This is a genomic window from Chryseobacterium sp. S0630 (assembly GCF_024158915.1).
GTDB lineage: Bacteria > Bacteroidota > Bacteroidia > Flavobacteriales > Weeksellaceae > Chryseobacterium.
Map to the genome: position 1 here is coordinate 47,689 of NZ_JAMZGF010000032.1, position 9,100 is coordinate 56,788.

8 protein-coding genes and 1 pseudogene are annotated in these 9,100 nt (G+C 36.7%); 2 read left to right on the forward strand and 7 right to left on the reverse strand.

The window, feature by feature from the left end; translation table 11 throughout:
- Positions 1-517: 517 nt before the first annotated feature.
- The 7 genes and pseudogenes from groL to NK356_RS14785 all read right to left on the reverse strand — a co-directional run bounded on the left by groL (position 518) and on the right by NK356_RS14785 (position 7,056).
- A complete protein-coding gene (groL, locus tag NK356_RS14755) occupies positions 518-2,143 on the reverse strand; it encodes a chaperonin GroEL (RefSeq protein WP_034696141.1) in 1,626 nt (541 codons plus the stop codon).
- Positions 2,144-2,211: 68 nt separating this feature from the next.
- A pseudogene (locus tag NK356_RS14760) lies at positions 2,212-2,478 on the reverse strand (four helix bundle protein); the annotation flags it as partial.
- 142 nt (positions 2,479-2,620) lie between these two features.
- Positions 2,621-2,899, reverse strand: a complete 279-nt coding sequence (groES, locus tag NK356_RS14765) for a co-chaperone GroES (RefSeq protein WP_034696138.1) — start codon at positions 2,897-2,899, stop codon at positions 2,621-2,623.
- A gap of 115 nt (positions 2,900-3,014) precedes the next feature.
- Positions 3,015-3,806 carry a TerC family protein gene (locus tag NK356_RS14770; protein ID WP_253317330.1) on the reverse strand — a complete coding sequence of 264 codons (792 nt, stop codon included), beginning with the start codon at positions 3,804-3,806 and terminating at the stop codon, positions 3,015-3,017.
- A complete protein-coding gene (locus NK356_RS14775; RefSeq protein WP_253317331.1) occupies positions 3,793-5,004 on the reverse strand; it encodes a cation:dicarboxylase symporter family transporter in 1,212 nt (403 codons plus the stop codon). The genes NK356_RS14770 and NK356_RS14775 overlap by 14 nt, the downstream gene beginning before the upstream one ends.
- A gap of 45 nt (positions 5,005-5,049) precedes the next feature.
- Positions 5,050-6,336 (reverse strand): CitMHS family transporter, encoded by a 1,287-nt coding sequence (locus tag NK356_RS14780; protein ID WP_034696134.1) that lies wholly within the window; start codon positions 6,334-6,336, stop codon positions 5,050-5,052.
- A gap of 24 nt (positions 6,337-6,360) precedes the next feature.
- Complete coding sequence (locus NK356_RS14785) at positions 6,361-7,056, reverse strand: DUF2490 domain-containing protein (RefSeq protein ID WP_253317332.1); 696 nt, start codon at positions 7,054-7,056, stop codon at positions 6,361-6,363.
- A gap of 295 nt (positions 7,057-7,351) precedes the next feature.
- On the opposite strand from NK356_RS14785, the gene NK356_RS14790 reads away from it, so the two are divergent.
- Positions 7,352-8,320 carry a sensor histidine kinase gene (locus tag NK356_RS14790; RefSeq protein WP_253317333.1) on the forward strand — a complete coding sequence of 323 codons (969 nt, stop codon included), beginning with the start codon at positions 7,352-7,354 and terminating at the stop codon, positions 8,318-8,320.
- Complete coding sequence (locus tag NK356_RS14795; RefSeq protein WP_034696133.1) at positions 8,313-9,011, forward strand: LytTR family DNA-binding domain-containing protein; 699 nt, start codon at positions 8,313-8,315, stop codon at positions 9,009-9,011. The genes NK356_RS14790 and NK356_RS14795 overlap by 8 nt, the downstream gene beginning before the upstream one ends.
- Positions 9,012-9,100: the final 89 nt, after the last annotated feature.

The window sequence follows — 9,100 nt, forward strand, 5'->3', positions numbered from 1 at the left end:
CATTCAAATTTAGATATTAAATTAACATGAGAGAGTATCTGTATGTTCAAATTTAAATAGAGAGCATTTGAACAAAAAATTGTTCTTTTAGAATAGCTTTTATATTTCCCCCGCTGCCATACGAATCCTTTCGTGTGTTTATAATATTATAAATTAAAGATTCTAATAATATATGAAAAAATCAAAGCCACACAATACAATCGTGCGGTAGCGGGGCAAATAATTATTTAAGAATGTGATTAACGGTATTTCGCCATTTCTCTCTGCTACCGCACGAATCCTTTCGTGTGGTTACAGTATTATAAATTATATAATTTTAACCGAGCCACACGATGCAATCGTGCGGTAGCAGGGTTAAGTCCAAATCTACGCATTACAATAATTTTACAAGGTATAATATTTCATGACAAGTTAGTATATTAAGATAAGTATTCCTTACGGGAAACCATATTCCACAAAAAAACCGCCCTACAAAAGCAGAGCGGTCTATATATTAAATTGTCTCAACGACACGTTGTTACATCATTCCTGGCATTCCACCACCCATTGGCATAGCTGGTTCAGCGCTCTTCACTTCAGTGATAACACATTCAGTTGTTAAAAGCATTCCAGATACAGAAGCTGCGTTTTCAAGGGCAACTCTTGTTACTTTAGTTGGGTCAATGATTCCTGCTTCAAGCATTTGAACATACTCGTCAGTTTTCGCATTGTATCCGAAGTCTCCTGTTCCTTCTGCTACTTTAGCAACAATTACAGAACCTTCACCACCTGCGTTAGCAACGATTTGTCTTAATGGCTCTTCGATCGCTCTTTTCACGATTTTGATCCCTGTGTTTTCGTCAGCGTTAGCACCAGAAAGATTGTCCAGAGATTTAATTGCTCTTACTAAAGCAACACCACCACCTGCAACGATACCTTCTTCTACAGCAGCTCTTGTAGCGTGTAGTGCATCATCTACTCTGTCTTTTTTCTCTTTCATTTCTACTTCAGAAGCAGCACCTACATAAAGTACAGCAACACCACCAGCTAACTTAGCTAATCTTTCCTGAAGTTTCTCTCTGTCGTAGTCAGAAGTTGTAGTTTCCATCTGAGCTTTGATCTGAGCTACTCTTCCTTTGATTTTCGCTTCGTCACCACCACCATTTACAACCGTTGTGTTGTCTTTGTCGATCGTTACTTTCTCAGCAGTTCCAAGCATGTCTAAAGAGATGTTTTCCATTGTGAAACCTTGCTCTTCAGAAATCACCTGTCCACCTGTAAGGATAGCGATATCTTCTAACATTGCTTTTCTTCTGTCTCCGAATCCCGGAGCTTTTACAGCAGCAATTTTAAGAGAACCTCTTAGTTTGTTCACTACCAAAGTAGCTAAAGCTTCACCTTCAACTTCTTCAGAGATGATTAATAGAGACTTACCACCTTGTGCAATTGGCTCAAGAACCGGTAACAATTCTTTCATTGAAGAAATTTTCTTCTCTACTAAAAGGATATATGGGTTTTCTAGTTCAGCTAACATTTTCTCAGGGTTAGTCACGAAGTAAGGTGACTGGTAACCTCTGTCGAACTGCATACCTTCTACAACATCTACCGTTGTATCGATACCTTTAGCTTCTTCTACAGTGATTACACCTTCTTTACCAACTTTTCCGAAAGCCTCAGCAATTAAAGCACCGATTGTTTCGTCGTTGTTAGCAGATACAGAAGCTACTTGCTTTACTTTATCTGTAGAATCTCCCACAGCCTGAGACTGTGCTTTTAAGTTTTCAACAACTGCAGTTACTGCTTTGTCGATTCCTCTTTTAAGATCCATTGGGTTAGCACCAGCAGCTACGTTCTTAAGACCTTCTCTTACGATAGCCTGTGCCAATACAGTAGCGGTAGTAGTACCGTCTCCTGCGATATCATTAGTTTTGGAAGCTACTTCTTTTACCATTTGCGCTCCCATATTTTCTACTCTGTCTTCAAGTTCGATTTCTTTTGCAACAGACACACCATCCTTAGTTACGTGTGGAGCACCGAAAGATTTTTCAATGACTACGTTTCTCCCTTTAGGACCTAAAGTTACTTTTACTGCATTAGCCAATGCATCTACTCCTCTCTTTAGAGCGTCTCTTGATTCAATATCGAATTTTATTTCTTTTGCCATGTTGTTTAGCTTTTGGCGAATTGCTTATAGCTCTTAGCTTTGCGAATTCGTTAGTTTAACTTTATTTTTTAATTTCCATTGAGCCTGTTCCACAGAGTTACAAGCTTCTTTTTTAGTGTTGTCAATTCTTCCAAAAGATTTTGGAAATCATTTTCATGAATGTATCCTAAATCTTTAGCAAGAATCAATTGGTTTTCAGCTTCATTGGATGATCCCAGTGCAATATTGATGAAATTGGCAAATTCTTTATCCGAATTTCTGCCACTTCCTTCTGAAATATTATATCCGATGGATGCAAATGATCTTCTGATTTGAGAGGTGAGTCCAAAAATTTTCTCTTTTAGAAAACTTCAGGTTGAAGTATAGATTTTTAAAGTCAATTGATGACTTAATTGCCACACTTCAAATTTTTTAAAATCTCTCATGAATTAATTTCAACTCAAAAAAGCCATTTGCCAGAAGCCAATAGCCAGAAGCTTACCCAATGATTCCCAATAAATCAGCTTCTCTTACGATCAAGTAATCTTTACCTTCCAACTTCAATTCAGCACCTGAATATTTTCCATAAAGAACTTTGTCACCTACCTGAACTGTTGTAGGCTCATCTTTTTTACCAGGACCTACTGCCACTACAGTACCTTCTTGCGGCTTTTCCTTTGCAGTGTCCGGGATAATGATTCCTGAAGCTGTTTTAGTTTCTGCTGCGATTGGCTCTACCAGAACTCTGTCTGCCAATGGTTTAAAGTTTACTGACATAATATATTTATTTTTTAATTATTTCTGTGTTGTAATTCTCTAAATGTATGCCATGAGACACTGGTGGCTGAAATGGCAGACTTTTATTTCCGAATGTGAAAATTTGGCAGAAAAATTATTTTTTACGGGCCGGGAATCCGAAAGCATAGCTCGTCGCTACCGGTACTACAAACAAAAGAACAGTGATGGCGGAAACTAATATTTCCATAGTATGGCTGGCTAAAAACTGAGCGAATGCCGTAGCAGGGTAGAAATGCTCAAATAATGACAAACTTAGTTTAACTCCTAAAATAGCAATGACGATAAAAGCTGCAGTTTCCAGGAAAGGGAATACCTGCATGAGGCGAACAAACCATTGCGCAATAAATCTCATCGCTAGAATTCCTATAAATACACCCAGCGTAATCAGAAGTAAATTGTCTGAAAAAGCCACTGCTGCAAAAACATTATCTATAGAAAAAGCAAGATCCATTACTTCTACGATAGCAACCGTTGCCCAGAATTGACCCAATAATCCGATGGAATTTTTATACAGCCAGCTGGATTCTTTGTCCGGACTTTCATCAGGATTTTCTTCATCATTTGTGTTTTTAATTTTTTTGATGAACCAGTCAAAGGAAATGTAGATCAGGTAGAATCCTCCCAATGGTTTCAGCCACCACACGGAAATCAGTACGGAGGCAAAAATAAGAGCCAGTCCACGAAATACATAGGCTCCAAGGATTCCATATTTCAGGGCTTTTTTTCTTTGATGTTCGGGCAGATCCATGACGATGGTTGCCAATACTGCTGCATTGTCTACAGAAAGAAGGCTTTCGATCAGGATAAGATTGCCGATAATAGCAATGGATTTTGCAGGGTTTTCTACGATGTCATTGAAGAGGTGTGTAAAATCAGGAAATATCATTTTTTAAGGGAATAGAATTTTGATTAAGTTTTGAAATAATGGCAGCAGAAACTGAAATGCCGATGAAATTGGTAACCGATCTGGCTTCATTCATAAAGCGGTCTATGCTGTATAAAAGCGCAAGATCTGTGGTGGGAATTTTTCCAAACCTGCTTAGGGTAAACATCAGGGCAAGAAAACCTGAGCCTGGAACTCCGGAAGCGGTTTTGGAAGCTATGGAAATTGTTATAAAAAGCCAGAAATAATCCATTGGCATAAGAGAAATATTGTAAAGCTGAACGAGGAAAATACATGAAATAGAAAGATAAATGCACGCTCCTGCCAGATTGAAATTGTATCCCAGAGGAATGATAAGACGAAGAATTTTTCGGTCATAGCCTTGTGATTCCATTTTGTCAAAGATCATTGGGAAGGCAGTTTTTGAAGAAGATGTTGCCACTACAAGAATTATTTCTTCTTTGATGCTGATCAGAAAATCCCAAAGATTAATTTTAAAGTAAGCCGTTAAAACGCCTAATATCCCGAAAATAAAAAATACACTGGTAAGATATACCGTAGCGACAATTTTGCTTAACGGTAGGAGAGTATTAATTCCATATACTGAAATTCCGTAGGCGATATTAGAGAAAATGACGATAGGAAGAAACAGGTAAACATATTTGATAAGTTTGAAAAACAAATTTCTTCCCGCATCTAAAGCTTTAAAAATGTTATTCCTCTTCTTTGAAAGACCAATCACAATTCCTGCAGAAATTGAGATTAAAAGAAAAAGGACATAGTTGCTGATGTGTAATGGGTTTGAAGTCTTTATTAAAAACCTTTCAGGGAGTTCTTTATGAGAAGAAATAATAATTCCTGTATTGGCACCCGGTTTTAAAAGAAGACCAGACCCGATTCCCAATAAAATACTGATGGAGGTAATGATTAAAAAATACAGAACCATCTGGCTTACAATTTTAAAAGCATTTTTGGTACTGAAAATATAGCTTACCCCATACGTTACTGCAATGAAAATAACAGGAATAATCAAAACTTCAAGAAGCGTGAAAAAATAACTGCTTACCGTTTCCAGATGTTTACTGACTTCCGGAAAATAATAACCGGTCAATGCTCCACAGATAATTGCTGTGAATACATAAAGCGTAAGGTTTCTTAGATAAGAGTCGGTAAATGTTTTTTGCTTGGCAGTTTTCATCATTCACTTTTTATAGATGGTAAGATTACAATATTCAAAGATATAACCTTATATAATACCAAGAATCAAAGCACTCAGTAACATTACAATTGATGATCCGATAGCCCATTTTAAGGTGAATTTCAGGTGGTCAGAGAATTCTACACCGGCCAGGGAAACCAGCAGATAAGTAGAAGGCACCAATGGACTTAATAAATGAGAAGCCTGCCCTACAAGACTGGCACGTCCCAAAATATCAGGAGGAATATTCAACTGGCTGCCTGTAGCTGTAATCACAGGTAATATTCCAAAATAATAAGCATCATTGGTAAGGAAAAAGGTAAGTGGTACACTGAATATTGCGGTGATGACATTCAGATAGCCGCCCCAGGTTTTAGGAACAATACTGATAATGCTGTTTCCCATAGCATTCATAATTCCGGTTCCATTCAGGATTCCTGTGAAAATTCCCGCTCCAAAGATCATTCCTGCTACAGATAACGCATTTCCTGCATGTTTTGAAATAATTTTCTGCTGGTCTTTCAGTTTCGGGTAATTAATCAGAGAAGCGATACAGAAGGCAATCATAAAGGCAATTCCCAAAGGAATAATATCCAGAATCATAACGCAAAGCAGAACAATGGTCAGAATTAAATTAACAATAATAAGCTTTGGGCGTCTTAATGCGGGGTCATTTTCACCGGCAATATCCTGTCCGCTGTATTTGGTATATTTTCCATGTTTGCTGATTCTTTTTTTCTCCCGCACTCCCAGAATATAGGCCACAAAAAATACCCATACCAGCCCGATCAGCATAACCGGAATCATAGGAACAAATATTTCAGTATGCCCCAGTTTAAGGGAGCTCATCACTCTTGCGGTAGGGCCACCCCATGGTAGAATATTCATAATACCACCTGCAAGCATGATGATACAGGTTAAAACCAGAGGGTTCATTCCCTGCTTTTTATAAAGAGGGAGTAATGCTGCTACCACAATAATGTAAGTGGAAGAGCCATCACCGTCTAAAGAAACTAAAGTGGTGAGAAGGGCAGTTCCGATGGTTGTTTTTACAGGATTATCTCCTACAGCTTTTAATATGGCATTGACAAGTGGCTCAAAAAGCCCGGTATCAATCATCAGACTGAAGTACAGGATGGCAAAAATCAGCATAACCCCCGTAAGTGCTATTTCTTTTACTCCATCTTTCATCATTTTCCCCAGATCAGGCCCGAATCCTGCTACTACAGCTATAAGAACTGGCACAAGGACTAAAGCGGTAAGAGGAGTCATCTTTTTGTTCATGATGAGAATCATGAAGATGAAAATCATTAAAAAACCAAGAAATGTAAGCATAGTTATCTATAAATATTAATGAGATTATTGTTGTTTCTTTTTTCTCCAGTCAAAACTGTTTCTGAATCCTATAAATCCGTAATTACTTGTTTTTCCGGTTTCCAGTTGATTGATGAAGGCTAGTTCCAATGCAGAGTTTTTGCCTACTTTTATTCCAAGACCTGCGGTAATACGATTGCTATCGAAAGGCTCTACTTTATCCACATTCATTCTTATTTCATTTTTAAGAATACCATAGAGTTTTTCTTTTTCTCCTTTTTTATTGAAAGGAATTCGTACAGAGATCAGGTATCGGATTCTTACCTCAAATTCATCGGGATTGCTGAGGAAACGTTCTTCCACTCTAAGACGGTTGGAGATGGAGGTTCTCCCGATGAAATACTCAGCAGTTACTTGCTGGAAAGGCCTTTTTTCATATCTTATCTTTTTAGAATCGTCGGCATTATAAGATTCTAGGATCAGAAACATGGCTCCTGCGGCAGGTCTTATATTTTCTGCCACTTCATAATCTACATAGGCATTCACAAGGAAAAGTCGGGTGTCATAAGCCAGGTCAAAAGAACGGTATTGGGTAAGCGCAGTTAAAGTACTTTTATCAGTCAGCTTTGCTGACATCAGGTACTGAAACCACATATTATAATTGTCTTTGCTCTGGCTGTATAAAAGGCCATTCAGTAGACAAAATGATAAAATAAGCGTTGATTTTATATTAAGTTTCATGTAATATTTGATTAATATTGCGGTTTCTCAAATATATTTATTCAGAAGAGCGGGCCCGGATTTTTTCAATCAATGACAGTTTTTCTCAACGAACTGCATTTTGAGACAAAAAGATATTATATTTGATGCGTTTCAAAATAAGGTATGGACTATGTTTTTAATCATTAATTTTATTATTATATTATTGATTATCAGAATTTTATTTAGTGGTAAAATTCTGAAAAGCCTTATGACGTACCGCTGGAAATTTTTGTTGAGGTTTCAGCACATTTTTTTCCTTTTTATCTTCATTTTGATGACTTATTTCACCGAAAACTACTTCCTGGATTCAAATCAGTTGGTGATAAGTATTATTTTGAATACAATTTTCAATGTGGGAATTTATTATCTGGTGTATTATTATCTGGTGCCCAGATTCTATTTATCGAATAAGTATCCGGAGTTTATTCTCTATGCTTTAATCCTTTTTTTAGGGTCCAGCCTTTTCAGAATTTTGTGGGAACCTGCCGTTTTCCAGATGGATTTCAGTGGTGAGGGTTACCATGTAGGGTTTCTGTATAATGTGTACATTTCACAAGGAATCATCATTCTGGTGGGTTCTTTTTTGGGAATTACCAAAGACAAATTTTTAATAGAACAGGATGTGATCAGCCTTGGAGAAGAGAAAGATCAGCTTTATCTTGATTTGCTGAAGTCTAAACTGAATCCTCATTTTTTGTTGAATACCCTTAATAATATATATGCCAATAGTTTTACCCATTCGGAGAAAACATCGGATTCTATTTTGCAGTTGAGCAAACTTCTGAAATATATTATTTACGACAGTGGAAAAGAAAAAGTAACGGTTTCTCAGGAGTTTTCTTCCCTGAAAGCGCTTGCTGCATTGTATCAGCTTAAATACAATAACCAGCTTGATATTGTAATGGATATTGAAGATCAGGAAGAATTTGACATTGCTGAAATTCCGTCTGCTATACTTCTTACTTTATTTGAAAATGCTTTAAAACATTCGGCAATTGGAGAAGATGCTCATGCTTTTATAAAGCTATTCTGTAATATTGAGCGCTCTGAACTGTATTTTGAAATCATAAATTCTGTCGGGAAAGATAGAACTCTTGTAGCTGAATCTGATTATCATGGATTGGGTAATGAAGCAATTATTCATATATTGGAAAAATTTTATCCTGATCAATATGAATTTTATTCCGGACCGAAAGAAAATGATCAATATAAAATTGCTTTAACAATTACTATCAATGGCTAACCTGACTATCGTTAATGTAGATGATGAATATCCTGCATTACAGCTTGTAAAACAATATTGCGATCAGCTTGAAGAGGTTGAACTGCTGGCTTCATTTCAGAAACCGGAAGAAGCACTGGCGTTTCTGAAAGCCAATAAAGTAGATCTGGTTGTTTTCGATATCAATATGCCTGGGATGAATGGAGTAGAGCTTTTGCAACAGCTTCCCGATCCACCACTGTGTATTTTTCTTACGCTGGAAACAAAATATGCAGTAAAAGCCTTTGAGCTTGATGTTGTTCATTATCTTATCAAACCTGTAGATTTTGATACATTTAAAAAAGCAGTCAATAAGGCAAGGGATTTTGTTCAGTTTAAAAGCTCAGCAAGCAGTCAGCAACAAGAAGACTTTATTATGTTCAAATCCAACTATGTGATGAATAAAGTCTTTCTAAAAGATATTCTCTGGATACAGGGATTCGGGGAATATATTGTGCTGATGACGCCGTTGAAAAAGTATATGATTCTGGAAAGAATGTCCAATTTTGAAGAGAAGTTTCAGCATTTCGGATTTATTAGAATTCATAAGTCTTATATTGTATTATCAGAACATATCAATTCGTATAATTCCAGCCATGTTTTTTTGAAAAATGGCGATGAGCTTCCTTTGGGGAGAACCTATAAAAAGAATGTAAAAGAACATTTAAGTTAAAAAGAGGTTGTTCCAAAGGTTAAATAATTTGACTTTTGTTATTCTGACGAAGGAAGAATCTTACTTATAACCATATAAGATTCTTCACT

What these genes read in the sequence shown, in the direction of transcription:
- groL (WP_034696141.1), bottom strand. Translation starts at nt 2,143, where the DNA reads ATGGCAAAAGAAATAAAATTCGATATTGAATCAAGAGACGCTCTAAAG.
- groES (WP_034696138.1), bottom strand. Translation starts at nt 2,899, where the DNA reads ATGTCAGTAAACTTTAAACCATTGGCAGACAGAGTTCTGGTAGAGCCA.
- NK356_RS14770 (WP_253317330.1), bottom strand. Translation starts at nt 3,806, where the DNA reads ATGATATTTCCTGATTTTACACACCTCTTCAATGACATCGTAGAAAAC.
- NK356_RS14775 (WP_253317331.1), bottom strand. Translation starts at nt 5,004, where the DNA reads ATGATGAAAACTGCCAAGCAAAAAACATTTACCGACTCTTATCTAAGA.
- NK356_RS14780 (WP_034696134.1), bottom strand. Translation starts at nt 6,336, where the DNA reads ATGCTTACATTTCTTGGTTTTTTAATGATTTTCATCTTCATGATTCTC.
- NK356_RS14785 (WP_253317332.1), bottom strand. Translation starts at nt 7,056, where the DNA reads ATGAAACTTAATATAAAATCAACGCTTATTTTATCATTTTGTCTACTG.
- NK356_RS14790 (WP_253317333.1), top strand. Translation starts at nt 7,352, where the DNA reads ATGACTTATTTCACCGAAAACTACTTCCTGGATTCAAATCAGTTGGTG.
- NK356_RS14795 (WP_034696133.1), top strand. Translation starts at nt 8,313, where the DNA reads ATGGCTAACCTGACTATCGTTAATGTAGATGATGAATATCCTGCATTA.